This window comes from Peribacillus sp. S4 (genome assembly GCF_046715815.1).
Classification (GTDB): Bacteria; Bacillota; Bacilli; order Bacillales; family DSM-1321; genus Peribacillus; species Peribacillus frigoritolerans.
This window is the reverse complement of sequence record NZ_CP175708.1, coordinates 3,616,509-3,635,079: the sequence shown is the minus strand read 5'-3', so window position 1 is coordinate 3,635,079 and position 18,571 is coordinate 3,616,509. Positions and strand designations below refer to the sequence as shown.

At 43.0% G+C, this 18,571-nt stretch carries 14 protein-coding genes; 13 read left to right on the top strand and 1 reads right to left on the bottom strand.

The genetic code is table 11. The features are described from left to right. Positions 1-79: 79 nt before the first annotated feature. A complete protein-coding gene (locus tag ACJ9PY_RS17210) occupies positions 80-316 on the bottom strand; it encodes a DUF2627 domain-containing protein (RefSeq protein ID WP_034308264.1) in 237 nt (78 codons plus the stop codon). Between the two features lie 205 nt (positions 317-521). Between ACJ9PY_RS17210 and ACJ9PY_RS17205 the strand changes: the two genes are divergently transcribed. From ACJ9PY_RS17205 to ACJ9PY_RS17145, 13 genes are all read left to right on the top strand, one after another. Then, entirely contained in the window at positions 522-2,579 is a 2,058-nt protein-coding gene (locus ACJ9PY_RS17205) for a sigma 54-interacting transcriptional regulator (RefSeq protein ID WP_411738627.1), read from the top strand. Between the two features lie 368 nt (positions 2,580-2,947). Beyond that, on the top strand, positions 2,948-4,045 hold the full coding sequence (gene bcd / locus ACJ9PY_RS17200) for a branched-chain amino acid dehydrogenase (RefSeq protein WP_268564102.1): 1,098 nt from the start codon (positions 2,948-2,950) through the stop codon (positions 4,043-4,045). A 131-nt stretch (positions 4,046-4,176) separates the two neighbouring features. After that, complete coding sequence (gene lpdA, locus ACJ9PY_RS17195; protein WP_411738626.1) at positions 4,177-5,598, top strand: dihydrolipoyl dehydrogenase; 1,422 nt, start codon at positions 4,177-4,179, stop codon at positions 5,596-5,598. 24 nt (positions 5,599-5,622) lie between these two features. Continuing rightward, positions 5,623-6,618: a thiamine pyrophosphate-dependent dehydrogenase E1 component subunit alpha gene (locus ACJ9PY_RS17190; RefSeq protein WP_057278785.1), complete on the top strand. Its 996-nt coding sequence runs from the start codon at positions 5,623-5,625 to the stop codon at positions 6,616-6,618. 12 nt (positions 6,619-6,630) lie between these two features. Further along, on the top strand, positions 6,631-7,614 hold the full coding sequence (locus tag ACJ9PY_RS17185) for an alpha-ketoacid dehydrogenase subunit beta (protein WP_053535667.1): 984 nt from the start codon (positions 6,631-6,633) through the stop codon (positions 7,612-7,614). Positions 7,615-7,640: 26 nt separating this feature from the next. Next, entirely contained in the window at positions 7,641-8,924 is a 1,284-nt protein-coding gene (locus tag ACJ9PY_RS17180; protein WP_063575700.1) for a dihydrolipoamide acetyltransferase family protein, read from the top strand. Between the two features lie 318 nt (positions 8,925-9,242). Then, positions 9,243-11,144 carry a methylmalonyl-CoA mutase family protein gene (locus ACJ9PY_RS17175; protein WP_411738625.1) on the top strand — a complete coding sequence of 634 codons (1,902 nt, stop codon included), beginning with the start codon at positions 9,243-9,245 and terminating at the stop codon, positions 11,142-11,144. A gap of 1 nt (position 11,145) precedes the next feature. Next, positions 11,146-13,338, top strand: coding sequence for a methylmalonyl-CoA mutase (scpA, locus tag ACJ9PY_RS17170; protein WP_057278782.1), 2,193 nt, complete (start codon positions 11,146-11,148; stop codon positions 13,336-13,338). Continuing rightward, complete coding sequence (meaB, locus tag ACJ9PY_RS17165) at positions 13,338-14,471, top strand: methylmalonyl Co-A mutase-associated GTPase MeaB (protein WP_268564106.1); 1,134 nt, start codon at positions 13,338-13,340, stop codon at positions 14,469-14,471. Before scpA ends, meaB begins: the two co-directional genes overlap by 1 nt. Before the next feature lie 203 nt (positions 14,472-14,674). Next, positions 14,675-15,112, top strand: coding sequence for a BrxA/BrxB family bacilliredoxin (locus tag ACJ9PY_RS17160; RefSeq protein WP_034308239.1), 438 nt, complete (start codon positions 14,675-14,677; stop codon positions 15,110-15,112). A gap of 1,049 nt (positions 15,113-16,161) precedes the next feature. Beyond that, the gene (locus tag ACJ9PY_RS17155; RefSeq protein ID WP_170946886.1) at positions 16,162-16,965 is read left to right on the top strand and encodes a transporter substrate-binding domain-containing protein; all 804 of its coding nucleotides are present in this window, start codon (positions 16,162-16,164) and stop codon (positions 16,963-16,965) included. A gap of 119 nt (positions 16,966-17,084) precedes the next feature. Next, positions 17,085-17,744, top strand: a complete 660-nt coding sequence (locus ACJ9PY_RS17150; RefSeq protein WP_057278878.1) for an amino acid ABC transporter permease — start codon at positions 17,085-17,087, stop codon at positions 17,742-17,744. After that, the gene (locus tag ACJ9PY_RS17145; protein ID WP_034308235.1) at positions 17,737-18,459 is read left to right on the top strand and encodes an amino acid ABC transporter ATP-binding protein; all 723 of its coding nucleotides are present in this window, start codon (positions 17,737-17,739) and stop codon (positions 18,457-18,459) included. The genes ACJ9PY_RS17150 and ACJ9PY_RS17145 overlap by 8 nt, the downstream gene beginning before the upstream one ends. Positions 18,460-18,571 lie beyond the last annotated feature (112 nt).

Genomic DNA, 18,571 nt, shown 5'->3' with positions numbered 1-18,571 from the left:
GGGTTCAGAATTTTTTAATTCCGACCCCCTTTTGTCTACAAACTGAGAAGGTGCCATACAAGGCACCTTCTTTTTGCGTTTAAAATTTATTGAACCTGCTCTGGACCTTATTTTGTTTTCGATCTCGATGTAGGACGAAGCCGGCGATAAAGGCTATTCCGCCTATCGTAATGAGCAGTCCTATTAAAAATTGCAGCCAAAGGAATGGATAGGGAGGCTGTAAAATACCGAATACCATGTCCCTCATTATTTTTATGCCATAGGCAGCAAAGGCACCGGGTATAAAAAGAATCAAAAAAGCGATTAAACGTTTCATGCAGTCAAATCCCTTCCGAAAATTCCATCTTTAAAAAATGATAAAGGATATAAATTATTTGTCAAGTAACGGGAATCTAGATAATGACTGGGAGTTGGCGGCTGTTTTTAATGGGGGCCGATATGGTAAAATGGTGTGGAGTATGAAAAAAATTGCAGGGAATGATCTATTTAAAGGGGTAATTATTTCTTAAGGGGGATGGCTGATGCAAAAGGTCATGATAGTAGGGGGAGGAGTGGGAGGGACGACCGTGTTGAAACTCCTATCGGAAAGTGAAGTATTCTCCATTGTTTGTATGGCTGATACGAATGAATCCGCTGAAGGGATGCTTGCTGCGAAGGAACGGAGGATTCCTACCGTGACTAATTGGAGCATGGGATTGAAGTGGGATTTGGACATCATATTTGATACGACCGGTGACCCGTCTGTCTATAAAAAGATAAAAAGGGACATGGGCGAACAAACGATTCTCATTCCTGGAAGTGTCGCCCTCATTATGACTAAGTTGTTTGAAGAGAAAAATCGTTTAATAAGTAAATTGGAGAATACCTCCGCAAAAATGGATTTGATCCTTAATACGACCAGTGAAGGGATGGTGGTGATTGACCATGAAGGATTCATCATCATGTTCAATGATAGTGCGGAACGTGCATCAGACACAAAGCGCGAGGATGTAATTGGGAGACAGATCAAAGATTTCATCCCATCAACAGGATTGCTGCGAGTGATGCAAACGAACCAAAAAGAAGTGAATCAGGAAATCACCCTTGGCAATGGGATGGAACTCATAACGACAAGGATACCTCTGGTGAATGCCGATAAGGAAATCATAGGGGCTTTTGCCGTGTTTAGGAATAAGATGGAAGCTGTGCAATTGGCGGAGCAGATCACTGATTTAAAAGAGATACAGACGATGCTCCAGGCAATCATTCAATCCAGTGATGAAGCCATATCTGTTGTGGATGATCAAGGAAGGGGGCTTTTGATCAATCCGGCATATACAAGAATCACTGGCTTAACAAAGACCCAAGTGATCGGTAAACCGGCTTCCATCGATATTTACGAAGGCGAAAGTATGCATATGAAAGTGCTTCAGACAAAAAAACCTGTTCGTGGTGTCAATATGCGTGTCGGCCCAAAACACAAGGAAGTGATCGTGAATGTTGCTCCAATCATCGTGGATGGGTGCCTGAAAGGAAGTGTTGGCGTCATTCATGATGTATCGGAAATTCAAGCCTTGACCCACGAACTTAATCGGGCAAGACAGATCATCCGGACATTGCAGGCCAAATATTCCTTTGATGATATAATTGGGGCTTCCGAAGAGATGAAGCTTCCCATTGAACAGGCGAAATTATCGGCTAGAACACCTGCTACTGTTTTATTAAGAGGGGAATCAGGGACGGGAAAAGAGTTATTTGCACATGCCATCCATAATGCGAGCGATAGGAAGTTCAATAAATTCGTTCGGGTAAATTGTGCTGCCATCTCGGAATCATTACTTGAAAGTGAACTATTCGGTTATGATGAAGGAGCCTTTACCGGGGCAAGCAGGGGCGGAAAGGTCGGTTTTTTTGAAGAGGCAAATCAAGGGAGTATCTTTTTGGACGAAATTGGTGAATTGCCAGCCAACATCCAAGCTAAATTACTGCGGGTTTTACAAGAAAAGGAAATTGTCAGGGTGGGGGGGACGAAGCCGATCCCCATCAATGTCCGGGTCATAGCTGCTACGAACATCAATCTTGAACAGGCGATCGCAAAAGGATCATTCAGGGAAGACTTATATTTCAGGCTGAACCGCATGCCTATTTTCATTGCTCCATTAAGAAAGAGAAAAGAAGATTTGAGAGAATTGGCGGAGCATTTGATTAATAAAATCAATCAGGAGTATGGACGGAGCATAGAGGGAATTACAGCAGCAGCTATACATAAGATGCAAATCTATAACTGGCCGGGAAATGTGAGGGAACTGGAAAATATCTTAGGACGGGCAATCATTTTCATGAAATTGAACGAGACAATCATTGATATCCATCATATTCCGGATTTTATCGAAGAGCTTCCATTAAATCAAGAGAAATTATTAATGAAGCCTTCCGGCTACGTATCGGGGAAACCGCTCTCGGAGATAATAGACCAGTATGAAGCCGAAATCATTGAGCAAGCGTTCCATACCCACAAGGGAAATAAAACACTTACGGCAAAAGCGCTGGGGATTTCAGTTAGAAATCTATATTATAAAATGGAAAAACTAAAACTGTGAAAAATTTTGCATGCAATTATTTGCACACTATGAAAAATAATGCATGGAATTTTCTGATTTATTTTAATTTAAGCGAGACTCCACTTCTGACATGAAATTTTTTTGAATTTGTTATAGGCTATAGTTGCCCGACATATTAACCAGCATGTCCTTTTTTTGGATAAAAAGATGTTGATTATGTATTTTATTGGCATGTTATTTGCATATTTAAAGGTGCATGGGTTTTTCAAGGGAACCATTCCCCATGGGGAAAATATCATGTGAGTAGCGGATTTTATTTAAAACGAACGTAGGAACAAGTAAGAATGAGGAGAAATTCATTAGTCTCATATCTGACATGTATTAAAACATCTAGGGAGGATTCCTTTATGGAAATTTTTAAATATCTTGAGAAGTATGATTACGAGCAACTGCTATTCTGTCAGGATAAACAATCGGGTTTGAAAGCGATTATTGCCATTCATGATACAACATTAGGGCCTGCGCTTGGAGGCACAAGGATGTGGACGTATGCATCTGAAGAAGATGCCATTGAAGATGCCTTAAGGCTTTCGAGAGGAATGACATATAAAAACGCCGCTGCCGGCTTGAATTTAGGCGGGGGGAAAACAGTCATCATCGGCGATCCGCGTAAGGATAAAAATGAAGAAATGTTCCGTGCATTCGGAAGGTATATCCAAGGGCTGAATGGCCGTTATATAACAGCTGAAGATGTAGGTACAACGGTTGAGGATATGGATCTCATTCATGAGGAGACGGATTTTGTCACAGGGATTTCCCCTGCATTCGGTTCTTCGGGTAACCCTTCCCCAGTAACGGCATATGGGGTATACCGCGGTATGAAGGCTGCTGCAAAAGAGGCATTCGGAACTGATTCCTTAGAAGGCAAAGTGATTGCAGTCCAAGGTGTCGGGAATGTTTCTTATAACTTATGCCGTCATCTTCATGAGGAGGGCGCCAAGCTCATCGTTACGGATATCAATAAAGAAAGCGTAGCCCGTGCGGTTGAATCCTTTGGGGCGACTGCAGTGAATCCAGATGAAATTTATGGAGTCGAATGTGATATTTATGCACCTTGTGCATTAGGGGCTGTCATAAATGATCAAACAATCAATCAAATCAGGGCGAAGGTCATTGCAGGTGCTGCGAATAATCAATTAAAGGAAACTGTTCATGGCGATCAAATTCATGAAAAAGGGATTATATATGCTCCTGATTATGTAATTAATGCAGGGGGAGTCATAAACGTGGCCGATGAGCTTTTAGGGTATAATCGGGAAAGAGCCCTTAAGAAAGTGGAAACGGTTTATGATACAATTGAAAGAGTCATCGAGATTGCAAAACGTGATCAAATCCCAACTTATAAAGCAGCGGATAGGATGGCAGAGGAGCGAATTGCTCGCATGAGGAATTCAAGGAGCCAATTCCTGCAAAATGAAAAACATATCCTGAATGGAAGAAAATGAATGTAATTTTACAAGATTAGATTCCTGTGTTTTTTTAAATAAACACAGGAATTTTCAACATGGATAACGTAATAAACATAGGGCAAGTAAAAATGGTGACAAATTGAATGTATTTGTGAGGAGGAGTGGTTTTGGCTGAAGAATTTGACCTCGTTATCCTCGGAGGAGGAACAGGCGGGTATGTGGCGGCAATAAGGGCTGCTCAATTAGGATTGAAAACGGCTGTCGTGGAGAAAGGCAAGCTCGGCGGAACGTGTTTACATAAAGGCTGTATCCCTTCGAAAGCACTTTTAAGGAGTGCGGAAGTTTATCAGACTGCAGTGAAAAGTGAGGAATTCGGTATTGTTACCGGGGATGTAAAGGTAGATTTCCTTAAAGTGCAGGAAAGAAAGACTAAAGTGGTCGATCAACTCTATAAAGGAGTTCAGCACTTGATGAAACAAGGAAAGATAACGGTTTATGAAGGGTTAGGGCGTATACTTGGTCCTTCTATATTTTCACCGATGCCTGGGACAATTTCCGTGGAAATGAATGATGGCAGTGAAAATGAAATGCTCATTCCCCAGAATGTCATCATTGCAACCGGTTCGCGTCCGAGGACACTGCCTGGTTTAGCGGTTGATGGGGAAATGGTGCTTACATCGGATGAAGCTCTAAAGCTTGAGAGCCTGCCAAAATCGATGATTATTGTAGGCGGTGGAGTTATCGGCATTGAATGGGCTTCGATGCTCAATGATTTTGGTGTGGAAGTGACAGTACTGGAATATGCAGATAGAATCATCCCGACAGAAGACAATGATATTTCCAGTGAAATGCTTCGTCTCCTAACGAAAAAAGGCGTCAAATTTGTTACAGGTGCCAAGGTATTGCCTGAAACCCTGAAAACGGGTGAGTCAGTATCCATTTCTGCTGAAGTCAAAGGTTCGGTAGAGGAATTCACAGCTGAAAAAATGCTGGTTTCCGTAGGAAGGTCAGCAAATGTTGAAGGGATTGGCCTTGAAAATACGGAGATTGTGAAAGAAAAAGGTTTTATTGAAACCAATGACTTCTTCCAAACGAAGGAATCACATATCTATGCGATCGGTGACTGTATCGGCGGTCTGCAATTGGCACACGTTGCCTCCCATGAAGGTATTACGGCCGTTGAACATATTGCAGGCAAAAAACCGGAACCGCTGGATTATTCGCTCATTTCTAAATGTGTGTATTCAAGCCCTGAGGCTGCAAGTGTCGGTTTGACGGAAGATCAGGCAAATAAGGAAGGCTATGACCTTAAAATAGGGAAATTCCCATTCCGTGCAGTCGGTAAGGCCCTTGTTTTTGGGGAAGCGGATGGTTTTGTCAAAATCATCGCCGATAAGAAAACGGATGATATACTGGGCGTTCATATGATCGGGCCACATGTTACGGATATGATTTCAGAAGCTGGACTTGCAAAAGTGCTTGATGCGACACCTTGGGAGATAGGCAAGACAATTCATCCGCACCCAAGTCTTTCCGAAGCAATCGGGGAGGCGGCCCTTGCTGTCGATGGACGTGCCATACATTCTTAAAGAATAAGGTCAGGAGGTTTTATGATGGTAGAAAAACGTCATGAACAATTAGGCTTAAATGAGGAAACGGTTTTAGATATGTACCGGACAATGCTTTTGTCCCGCAGAATTGATGAGCGCATGTGGCTTTTAAACCGATCCGGGAAAATTCCCTTCGTGATTTCCTGCCAGGGGCAAGAAGCTGCACAGGTTGGGGCAGCGTTTGCGCTTGATCGGCAAAAGGATTATGTACTGCCTTATTACCGGGATGTAGGTGTGGTGCTTACCTTCGGAATGACCGCAAAAGATTTGATGCTTTCAGGTTTCGCGAAAGAGGAAGATCCCAATTCCGGCGGGCGCCAAATGCCAGGTCATTTTGGTCAAAAGAAAAATAGGATCGTCACTGGTTCATCGCCTGTAACGACACAGGTCCCGCATGCAGTCGGAATTGCCCTTGCAGGGAAGATGGAAGGTAAGGATTTGGTGACTTTCGTAACGTTTGGGGAAGGTTCATCCAATCAGGGCGATTTTCATGAAGGGGCTAACTTTGCAGGTGTGCATAAGCTACCGGTCATTTTCATGTGTGAAAATAATAAATATGCGATTTCCGTTCCTATAGAGAAACAGCTATCGTGTGAAAATGTTTCCGACAGGGCGATTGGCTATGGGATGCCTGGAATAACGGTGGATGGCAATGATCCATTGGCCGTGTATGCTGCGGTGAAAGAAGCGGCTGACCGTGGACGAAGGGGAGAAGGCCCTACACTAGTGGAAACCGTCTCATACAGGCTCACACCACATTCAAGTGATGATGATGACCGAAGCTACCGGACGGCGGACGAAGTGGCCGAAGCCAAAACGAAGGATTCCATAATGACGTTTGGAGCCTATTTAAAAGAAGTGGGAATCATGGATGATGACCTTGAGAAACAAATGAATGATGAAGTAATGAAGATAGTCAACGAAGCAACCGATTATGCTGAAAGTGCTCCATATCCAAAGGCTGAAAGTGCTATGAATCATGTGTATGCACAAAAGTAAGGGGGTAATAGAATGCCAGTGATTTCTTATATAGATGCCGTGACAATGGCAATGAGGGAAGAGATGGAACGAGATTCCCGTGTATTCGTATTGGGAGAGGATGTAGGAAAAAAAGGTGGGGTCTTTAAAGCCACTAATGGTTTATACGACCAATTCGGTGAAGACAGGGTCATCGATACCCCGCTCGCAGAATCTGCAATCGCAGGAGTTGGAATTGGAGCCGCCATGTATGGGCTTCGGCCGATAGCCGAGATGCAATTCGCTGATTTCATCATGCCAGCCATTAACCAAATCGTTTCAGAGGCAGCCAAAATCAGATACCGTTCCAATAATGACTGGAGCTGTCCTATGGTAATCCGTGCTCCATATGGAGGGGGAATTCATGGAGCTCTTTATCATTCGCAATCGGTTGAAGCGATCTTTGCCAATCAGCCGGGCTTGAAAATTGTGATGCCTTCCACTCCGTATGATGTAAAGGGTTTGCTTAAAGCTGCCATTCGCGATGAAGACCCAGTGCTTTTCTTTGAACATAAACGTGCATACCGCTTGATCAAGGGTGAGGTGCCTACTGAAGATTATGTACTTCCAATCGGTAAGGCGGATGTGAAAAGGGAAGGGGAAGACATTACAGTCATCTCCTATGGCCTTTGTGTGCATTTTGCCCTTCAGGCAGCAGAAAAATTAGCTGCAGATGGAATTTCTGCACATGTTCTTGACTTGCGTACCGTGTACCCTTTGGATAAGGATGCCATCATAGAAGCAGCTTCTAAAACGGGGAAAGTATTACTGGTTACGGAAGATAATAAAGAAGGAAGCATCATGAGTGAGGTCGCAGCCATAATTGCCGAGCATTGCCTTTTTGATTTGGATGCCCCTGTAAAACGATTGGCCGGCCCGGATGTACCTGCCATGCCTTATGCGCCAACGATGGAAAAACATTTCATGGTGAATCCCGATAAAGTGGAAAAAGCAATGAGGGAATTGGCCGAGTATTAATGACTGTTAAGAAGGAGGAACGAATTATGGCTATGGAATTAATGAAGATGCCCCAACTAGGCGAAAGTGTCACAGAGGGAACCATCAGTAAATGGCTTGTGAAGCCTGGAGATCATGTCACGAAATACGACCCGCTAGCTGAAGTGATGACGGATAAAGTAAATGCTGAGGTTCCTTCTTCCTTCACCGGCATCATCAAGGAATTGAAAGCGGATGAGAATCAAACATTGGCAGTCGGAGAAGTCATTTGCTCGATTGAAGTTGAAACGGGAAAGACGGATAATGAAAATGCTGGGCAAATTTCTCATAATGAGGAAAAAGTTGATGCACCTGTTATAAGAGATGTACAGCAAGCGGCAGAACCATCAAGGAAAGCTCGCTATTCACCAGCTGTGTTAAAACTTTCCCAGGAGCATGGAATCGATCTATCAAAAGTTAAAGGAACGGGGAATGAGGGACGGATCACCCGTAAAGATTTACTGAAACTTGTTGAATCAGGGAATCTTCCTAAGGCGGATGAGCCTTCCGCAATTTCCGATGCGGCTCCTGAAGAGATCGCCCCTCAAGTCAATCGTCAAACAAGTCCTGTAACAAACGTGCCGACTGCGGCTGGTGACAAGGAAATACCGGTCACCGGCATCCGTAAGGCAATTGCGTCCAATATGTTGAAAAGTAAGCACGAAATTCCGCATGCTTGGACGATGGTGGAAGTTGACGCCAGCAATATGGTGAAGTTGCGTGATAATCTAAAATCCGATTTTAAACAAAAAGAAGGCTATAATTTAACGTACTTTGCCTTTTTCGTAAAAGCGGTTGCTCAAGCCCTTACGGAATTTCCAGAACTGAATTCGATGTGGGCCGGCGAAAAAATCGTACAAAAGAAAGAAATCAATATATCGATAGCCGTTGCAACTGAAGATGCCCTATTTGTTCCGGTCATTAAAAATGCAGATGAAAAATCAATCAAAGGTATAGCAAGGGAAATACAGGAACTTGCATCCAAAGTGAAGTCAGGTAAGTTAAAAGCAGAGGATATGCAAGGTGGTACGTTCACTGTTAATAACACTGGCTCATTCGGTTCTGTCCAGTCAATGGGAATCATCAATTATCCACAGGCAGCCATTTTACAGGTTGAAACGATTGTAAAACGTCCAGTGGTCATTAATGACATGATTGCAGTACGAGATATGGTGAATCTCTGTTTATCACTTGATCATCGTGTTTTGGACGGACTGGTATGCGGACGATTCCTCGCGAGGGTTAAAGAAATCATCGAAAAGATTTCCAAAGACAACACTCCCATATACTAAAATGAAGAAAAGGAAGGCCGGAAGGTCCTTCCTTTTTTTTTGCACTTCGCTTTTCCGTAGAAAAACATCGACAAAAATTTTATTTTTGCTATTATTTTATTAAGGGCTGTTCTAATACAGGTCAGGGGCTGTACTTGATGTGAAGAGGCAAAATAGGCTAGTGATTTCCCTAATAACAGGTTTGCTAATTTCTATTGTCTTAAATTTCAAGAAAATTATGGTAGAATGTTAGTATAATCCAGATCAAATTGACGGGAGGGTGGTTTTCTTATCCAAAACTGACTGAGCGTTCGTTCTACCAATGAAGGAAGAGGGCGTATGAGGATAAGAAAGCGATTACAGATGGAACTTAAAGATGTAAAAAACATAACCTTTCCTAAGCCTTCTTTTGAAGAGTGGAAAGAAGCTGCGGAAGTAAGTTTAAAAGGGAAAAGTGTAGAAAAGCTTAAAACGAATACATATGAGGGCATCGATTTATATCCACTCTATACAGAAAAGGCGGAATCAACGGAAAAAGTAGCTGAATTGCCAGGATTTTTCCCTTTCACCCGAGGAACGTCCCCAACGGGATATCATGACAAACCTTGGCTTGTCGTTCAACCTGTAAGCGGTATCACGGCTGAAGAAGCAAATGAAAAGATGAGGGCTTCATTCAAGCGCGGTCAAAATGTCGTGGCATACCCTGCACGATTGCTTTCCGGGGGAGCAAGGGCTGAAACATTGTTTAAGGAAATCCCATTAAAAGAAATGCCGGTTTTCATTGACCTTAAGGGGAAACAAAAAGAATTATTCCCTCAATTCAAAGCTGTTGCCGAAGCACAAAATACCCAATTGACAGGCGTCATTGCTGAAGATCCAATTGCAGAATGGCTCATTTGCGGTCAGCTGCCAGAAGATACGGATAACTATTTTGCAGACTGGCTGAAGACGATCCAGGATTATCAGAAGGTAGGCAGTGATTTAAAAACAGTTTTGATTAATACGGCAGTCTACCATAATGGAGGAGCCAATGCCGTACAAGAAATAGCTTACGGATTATCGGCAGCCGTCCAATATCTATTGGAAGGGCAAAAGCAGGGGCTTTCTATTGCTGCGGTTTCCGAAAAAATAGTATTCTCGTTTGCAATGGGTTCAAATTACTTCATGTCCATCGCTAAACTGAGGGCTGCCAGAAGGCTTTGGGCAGGTCTTGCAGAAGCTTTCGATACAGCATCGGACCATTTTAAAATGACGATACATGCCGTAACTTCCGAGTTGACGGAAACGCTATATGATCAGCACGTCAATATTCTTCGGACCACGAACCAAGCTTTTGCAGCAGCTATTGGAGGCATTCAATATCTTCAAATCCATCCATTTACACACGCAACCGGTGAAACCGATGAGTTTTCAGAAAGAATTGCCCGTAATACTCATTTGATTTTAAAAGAAGAAACAAATATTACAACAGTTGTCGATCCTGCTGGCGGTTCATGGTATGTTGAGCAACTAACGGATGAATTGGCTGAAAAGGCTTGGGCAAAATTCCTTGAAATCGATGCAGCTGGAGGGATTCTGGAGCTAATTAAACAAGGTACCCTTCAGAAAGAAATAGCTGAAGTTTACCAAGAAAGAGTTCAAAATGCGGCTTTCAGAAAAGAAAGTATCATCGGAACGAATGTATATCCGAATCCCGCTGATAAGATTAAAAACACCACAAAGGATAAACATGTGTCGTATATGAAAGTTGCGAAGCCGGTTGGCATTACCCCACTTGAATTGGAACGGGTATCCAGTCAGTTCGAACGGATAAGACTACGCAGTGAAAAGTTTAAAGGAATAAGCGGAATGGCTCCAACTATCGGTTTAATTAATTTGATAAATCTCAAATCCTATAAACCTCGTGCAGATTTCGTTCAAAGTCTTGCGGCAGCAGGTGGTATTGAAACAATCGGCAGTAAGGGATGTCAAACCGTTGAGGAAGCAATCGATTATGTAGCTGCGACCAAGCTCCCAATCTATTGTCTTTGCGGCAGTGATGGTGACTATTCGGAATTAGCGCCAGTCATCATCAAAGAAATTAAAAAGCAATTCCCTGAAATCACTATTTATAGTGCCGGCAAGCAGCAAGAAGAATTGGAGATTACACTAAGAGAAGCCGGGGTCAAAGATTTTATCCATGTTAAAATGAATGCAATATCCATTTTACTTGAATTATTGCAGAAGCTAGGGGTGAACTGAAATGAAAAAACCGAATTTTTCTGCTATAAATCCTGCTAAGTCCGAGATGAAAGGTACAGTGGAAGCATGGAAAAAGGAAGTCGAAAAGGCCGTTGGGAAAAACATTGAGGATCTTCTGTTTGAAACCAATGAACAAATAAAAATCAAACCGCTTTATGTTGAGGAAGATATTCGCGGCCTGGAGCATATGGAAAGTGTGCCAGGCATCGCTCCTTTTACAAGGGGTCCCTATCCTTCGATGTATGTCAATCGTCCTTGGACGGTACGGCAGTATGCAGGTTTTTCGACTGCTGAGGAATCCAATGCGTTTTACAGACGTAATCTGGCGATGGGGCAAAAAGGGCTCTCAGTTGCTTTTGATTTAGCTACACACCGCGGTTATGACTCCGATCATCCGCGCGTTGTCGGTGATGTGGGGAAGGCGGGAGTTGCCATTGATTCCATTCTTGACATGAAGATCCTGTTCGACGGCATTCCGCTTGATCAGATGTCCGTGTCAATGACAATGAACGGTGCAGTATTACCGATCCTTGCGTTTTATATCGTGACAGCTGAAGAACAAGGCGTAACACAGGATAAGCTTTCAGGCACGATTCAAAATGACATCTTAAAGGAATACATGGTTAGGAATACGTATATCTACCCGCCTGAAATGTCCATGAAAATCATAGCTGATATCTTTGAGTATACTTCCAAATATATGCCCAAGTTCAATTCCATTTCCATCTCCGGTTATCATCTGCAAGAAGCGGGGGCGCCGGCTGATATCGAACTTGCCTATACGTTGGCGGATGGGCTTGAGTATGCACGTACCGGAATGAAAGCAGGCATTGATATCGATAAATTTGCACCACGCCTGTCATTCTTCTGGGCTGTAGGAATGAACTATTTCATGGAAGTGGCGAAAATGCGGGCGGCTCGTTTCATTTGGTCAAAACTGATGAAACAATTCGAACCGAAAAATAATAAAGCGATGGCATTGAGGACTCATTCCCAAACCTCCGGCTGGAGCCTTTCTGAGCAGGATCCGTTTAACAATGTCGCAAGGACCCTTATTGAAGCGCATGCGGCTGCACTTGGACATACACAGTCGCTCCATACGAACGCATTGGATGAGGCCATTGCCCTGCCAACGGATTTCTCGGCACGTATTGCACGTAATACACAGCTCTATCTGCAGGAGGAAACCGGAATCACAAAAGTAATCGATCCATGGGCAGGTTCTTACTATGTAGAATCGCTCACTAATGAATTGATCGAACGGGCTTGGGCTCACATAGAGGAAATCGAAGGTCTGGGAGGAATGGCGAAGGCAATTGAAACCGGCCTTCCAAAAATGAGGATCGAGGAAGCCGCTGCAAAGCGTCAGGCTAAAATCGATTCTCAAGATGAAACGATCGTAGGCGTCAATAAGTATCGGTTGAAAAAAGAAGATCCGATTGAAATACTGGAGATTGACAATACAGCAGTTCGCGAAAGTCAGCTTAAGCGATTGAGCGAATTGAAGGCGAAACGTGATCAGGCAAAGGTGGATGAAGCTCTTAAAGCGCTTTCAATGGCGGCCAGAACTGGAGAGGGTAACCTTCTTGAACTGGCTGTGCAAGCAGCAAGAGTACGGGCTTCATTAGGTGAAATCTCCGATGCGATCGAAGAGGTGGCTGGACGTCACAAAGCAACGATCCGTTCTATCAGCGGCGTATACAGCTCGGCATACTCAAAAGAAGCGGAAATTGAGGAAGTCGTCCGCATGACGGAAGAATTCCTTGAAAATGAAGGAAGAAGACCGCGTTTGTTAATGGCTAAAATGGGCCAGGACGGTCATGATCGCGGAGCTAAAGTAGTCGGAACGGGGTTTGCGGATTTAGGCTATGATGTCGATATCGGTCCATTATTCCAAACACCGAAAGAAACCGCCATCCAGGCCGTGGAAAATGATGTGCACGTAGTCGGAATGAGTTCCCTAGCTGCCGGCCATAAAACATTGTTGCCGCAGCTTATGACGGAACTGAAGAACTTGGGACGAGAGGACATCATAGTGATCGTAGGCGGCGTCATCCCTGCACAGGATTATGATTATCTTATGGAAAATGGCGCTACAGCCATTTTTGGACCTGGGACGGTCATTCCTCAGGCAGCAAAGAAAGTGCTTCAGGAAATATACAATCGCCTCGGATATGAGGAAGTGGCCCAATAATGAGTGAAGACAAGAAGCCGGAGTGGGTCGATCTTAACAATAAGGAAGGTTTTGCTTCTTCATTAAAGCCAGGTGTGGAATTAGCAGCCAGCCAAAACAAACCTTCAAAAAGCAAATTCGTCAAAAAACATAATGTAAACATACCGGTCCATGAACTTAAAGAGGGAATCATAAAAGGGGACAGGGCCAAGCTAGCCAAAGGGATTACATTGGTTGAAAGCAATGCATCCCACCATTTGGATCATGCACAGGAATTATTGCAAGCCATCCTTCCTCATACAGGGAACTCAATGCGCATCGGGATTTCCGGAGTGCCCGGTGCCGGGAAAAGTACCTTCATCGAGACGTTCGGAACCTACTTATGTGACAGGGGCCATAAGGTTGCCGTTCTAGCCGTCGACCCAAGCTCTTCGGTCAATGGCGGAAGTATACTGGGCGATAAGACAAGGATGGAGGAACTGGCTAGAAACCCCCATGCCTTCATAAGACCTTCACCATCCGAAGGAACTCTGGGCGGGGTTCACCGCAAAACGAGGGAAACGATGTTGCTTTGTGAAGCGGCAGGATTTGATGTGATATTGATAGAAACTGTCGGGGTCGGTCAGAGTGAAGCTATAGTTCGAAGTATGGTCGACTTCTTCATGCTCCTTGTCCTAACGGGTGCCGGAGATGAATTGCAAGGGATGAAAAAAGGGATTCTGGAACTTGTGGACGGAATTGTTGTCAATAAGGCCGACGGCGAGAACCTCCCCCTGGCGATTAGGACGAAATCCGAATATAGCAGAATCTTGCACTTCCTTCAGCCAGCCACAAAGGGTTGGGCAGGAAAGGCATATACTTGTTCCGCCATAACCGGTAAAGGAATTCCTGAACTTTGGGATGTATTGAATGAATTTTCCCAAATGACCAAGGAATCGGGTGTTTTTCAAGAACGGAGAAGAATGCAATCTAGGGAATGGCTTTATTCATTGATCGATCACCAGCTTAAAACGATGTTTTATAAAAATGAAACCGTCAAGAGTCTTCTCCCTATGCTCGAGAATCAAGTGATGTCAGGGAATAAAACGGTCACTGCTGCTGTTAAGCAGGCCTTTCAATCTTTTGCAGAAACATTTAAGGCTAATGAAAAATAAATGGGATGGGGCAGGCATGGATCATCCCCCACGCCTGCCCCATCCTTTTGTAAGTCTTGTTGTTACACACATGATTCCCGCTCCCTTTTCGTTTTAAACATGTTCGGAACGGATTATGCGGTTTTAATAGGTAAATTTATTGAATCACGAAGAGGCAATTGTTATGATAGGATTGAAGAGAAAACTTGGAAGGAGCAAATGCCATGAATATGGATTTTAATTTTTTAATGAACGACGTAGTCAAACAGGCTCGCGATGAGATTAAGACTGCTGGATATACAGAACTGACCACTCCCGAAGAAGTAGAGGAAGTATTTGCACAAAAAGGAACGACACTTGTTATGGTAAACTCAGTTTGTGGCTGCGCTGGGGGAATAGCTAGACCTGCAGCTGCTCATGCAATCCATAATGATAAACGCCCAGATCAGCTTGTAACCGTTTTTGCTGGGCAAGATAAAGAGGCGACGGAAAAAGCCCGTGACTATTTCGAAGGATATCCGCCGTCATCCCCATCATTTGCACTGCTGAAGGATGGAAAAATCATCACCATGATAGAACGCCATGAAATTGAAGGGCACCACCCGATGTCTGTAGTAGAAAAATTACAAGACTACTTCGATCAATATTGCGAAGAAGTTTAATCCATATCGATAAACTAAAAACCCGCCCAATCGGCGGGTTTTAGTTTGTCAACAAAAAGAGATTCGGAATGATCTCATCCTGAACAGGATCTTCAAACAAGGCTAGATCATCATAGGTGGTTATTACTTTAAATCATAATTGGATTGCAGCGATTACGACAGCCCTCCCGGATAATTGGCTTTTATGCCCCTTTAGGTGCTTGCTTTAATGAGGCATTGGCAGACAGTCGGCGGAAAGGGAGCGGATTTCTGGAATCAACTGGAATGTAATTTTAAGAAAAAAAACTGAGGCTGGACATCCCGAACCAAATTAAAGAACACGTGATCCTTCATGTTTTTTTATAGTAATCCTAACTGGATGGAAGAAATGAGCGACACTCCTGCCGAGTAACTGGCTAGCCGAGACCCCACAGGCGCTTGCGCTGAGGAGGCTTGGCAGACAGTCGGCGGAAAGGGAGCGGATTTCTGGAATCAACTGGAATGTAATTTTAAGAAAAAAACCTGAGGCTGGACATCCCGAACCAAATTAAAGAACAGGTGATCCTTCATGTTTTTTTATAGTAATCCTTAAAGGATGGAAGAAATGAGCGACACTCCTGCCGAGTAACTGGCTAGCCGAGACCCCACAGGCGCTTGTGAGGAGGCATTGGCAGACAGTCGGCGGAAAGGGAGCGGATTTCTGGAATCAATAGAAATACTTTTTTTAGAAAAAAACTATATGAAAACTGGCTTTTGTTCGAATTTTGTCTACAGTCTGAACCCGCCCAATCGGTGGGTTTTTTTATTCATGAAATTGCATAAGTCAGGAACTTTTGGGAAAGAAGATAGATATGGAGGCGGATATATTACCTTTGATGAGAAAGCACGAAGCCCAGATGTTGAATTATGATAATATTCTGAAAAATGAATCTATTATTTACGTTATTGAATAATTATTAGAGTGTGTTAAAATACACATTAGTGTATGAATATTAGTTATTCGAAATTTAACTAACCTAATTTAATAACAAGAGAATTGAAAATATCATTTTGGAGGAATAATAATGAAGTTGAAAAAGCAGTTAGCATTGTTGCTTACTTCTATTTTATTAGTAGGTATTTTAGCGGCATGCGGAACATCAGAGAAAGAAGATAAGAACACAGCTGACAATGAAGACAAGAAGGTCCTGGTAATGGGAACATCTGCGGATTATCCGCCATTTGAATTTGTTGAAACATCTAAAAGTGATGAAATCCAAGGATTTGACATTGATATCGCTAAAGCAATCGGAAAAAAATTAGGTTATGAGGTCGAAGTGAAGGACATTGACTTTAATAGTCTTGTGCCTGCCCTGGAAAATAAATCGGTCGATTTCGTTATCTCCGGAATGACTCCAACAGAAAAACGTGAGCAATCAGTCGATTTCAGTGATATTTACTATACAGCTAAAAACATGATCATCACGACAAAGGACAGTAAAATCAAAACTGTTGAAGATTTAAAAGGGAAAACGGTAGGCGTACAGCTTGCATCCATTCAGGAGACATTGGCAAATGACTTGAATAAATCCCAAGATATCGGGATGAAAGTTGAAAAACGGAATCGTATTCCTGAGGTTGTTCAAGAAATGTCAACAGGACGTTTTGACGCCGTGATCATGGAAGATACTGTTGCAAAAGGCTACTTGAAAGATAATAAAGAATTGGTTGGCCATTTGATCAAGTCTGGTGATCAAGATGCCGGTTCGGCAATCGCTTTCCAAAAAGGAAGCAAGTTAACTGAAGAATTCAATGCCGAGTTGAAAAAAATGATGGAAAATGGTGAAATGGAAAAATTAATATTAAAATGGTTCGGTGGCAGTGAAACTGAATAAAACAGAGAGATGAAAAGCGTTCAGAATGCCTTCTGAACGTTTTTCCGCGCTTTATTGTTAATAAAATGAAGCAGGAGGAAGGCCCAAGATAACGGCCTTCATAAGAGAGGATGAATGGAGTGAATCTGGAATTTGAAAGGATTATGCCTTCCCTTCCATATATCCTGGAGGGAATGCCGACTACATTAAAGGTTGTAGCGGTAGCGGCAGTAATCGGATTTGTTTTGGGAATATTATTATCTATACTTAAAATCAGCAGAATCAAGCCATTGAATTGGATTGCTGACTTTTATACATCCATTTTTCGCGGTACCCCTTTGGTGCTGCAATTAATGCTGATTTATTTTGGTTCACCACAAATATTAGGGATTCAAATCGAAGCGTTCCAAGCAGCATTTTTAGCATTCGGGCTAAATTCAGCTGCATATATCTCTGAAATTATCAGGGGAGGCATTTTAGCGGTCGATAAAGGCCAACGAGAGGCTGCACTTGCACTTGGGGTTCCCTATTCAGGGATGATGCTTAATATTATCCTTCCGCAGGCCATCAAGAACATCCTGCCATCCCTTGTTAACGAATTGATTTCCTTAACGAAGGAATCAGCCGTTGTCACAATTATTGGATTAGGGGATATCATGCGCCGTGCTTATATTGTCGGCGGTGAGACATATAAATTCTTCGAGCCGATTTTATTTGCCGGTCTCATTTATTATGTGATGGTCATGATTCTCACCATCTTAGGCAAAGTGATTGAAAGGAGAATGAGACGCAGTGATTAAAATTGATGGACTCAAAAAAAATTATGGTAAGCTCGAGGTTTTAAAGGGAATCAGCACCGAGATAGGACAGGGTGAAGTGGTAGCGATCATCGGTCCATCCGGTTCGGGAAAATCAACTTTCTTGCGCTGCATCAATATGCTTGAAACTCCAACTGATGGTCAAATCAGGTTTAAAGATCAAATCATCACTGATAAAAAGACCAATATCATGAAAGTGCGTGAAAATGTCGGAATGGTATTTCAGCATTTTCATTTATTTCCACATAAAACCGTACTGGAGAATCTGATATATGCACCTATGAAGGTGAAAAAATTATCAAAGGCCGAGGCTGTAAAACAAGCTCGTGAGCTCTTGACTAAAGTCGGTTTGGCCGATAAAGAATCGACTTATCCGAATCGTCTGTCAGGCGGACAAAAACAAAGGGTCGCGATTGCACGGGCATTGGCAATGAACCCGGAAGTAATGCTTTTCGATGAGCCGACTTCAGCGCTTGACCCCGAGATGGTAAAAGAAGTGCTCGAGGTTATGAAGTCACTGGCACATACGGGGATGACCATGCTGATTGTAACGCATGAAATGGGTTTCGCCAAAGAAGTGGCCGATCGAGTACTATTCCTGGACGGGGGTCTGCTCGTTGAGGAAAGTGCTCCGGAAGATTTCTTTTCCAATCCGAAAAGCCAGCGTGCAAAAGACTTCTTGGAAAAAGTTTTATAAGCTAAAGCAAATAGTATATAATTGTGAAAAAAGGTAACGTTTAGTTACCTTTTTTATTTTTTTCCTATAATGTATTTTTGCGTGCATGTATTTAGAAAAATTGGAAATTTAA